Consider the following 241-nt stretch of genomic DNA (forward strand, 5'->3'; position numbering starts at 1 on the left):
GCCTTGACCTCCACGAAGACGACGGTGTTCCAGCGCCGGACGACGAGATCGATCTCGCCGCCCGCGACGCTGACGCGCCGCCCGATCGGCCAGTAGCCTTTCAGCATCAGCGCGGCGAGCGCCAACCACTCGGCCCGGTGGCCGAACCGATAGGCGGCGCGGCGCCGGTCGGCCCCGTCCGGCAGAGCCCCGGTCATCCCGGGTCCCGCGCCAGCGCCAGCGCGCGCGCGTAGACGAGGCG

The 241-nt window shown here is 74.7% G+C and carries 1 protein-coding gene; it reads right to left on the minus strand.

Going from position 1 to position 241, the window contains the following annotated elements; translation table 11 throughout:
* The coding region (locus KZZ06_RS22075) for a YraN family protein (protein ID WP_219582039.1) at positions 1–197 on the minus strand (197 nt) is incomplete at its 3' end.
* Between the last annotated feature and the right edge of the window lie 44 nt (positions 198–241).

Source organism: Sulfitobacter sp. CW3, from assembly GCF_019392245.1.
In the GTDB taxonomy this organism is placed as follows: Bacteria; Pseudomonadota; Alphaproteobacteria; order Rhodobacterales; family Rhodobacteraceae; genus Sulfitobacter.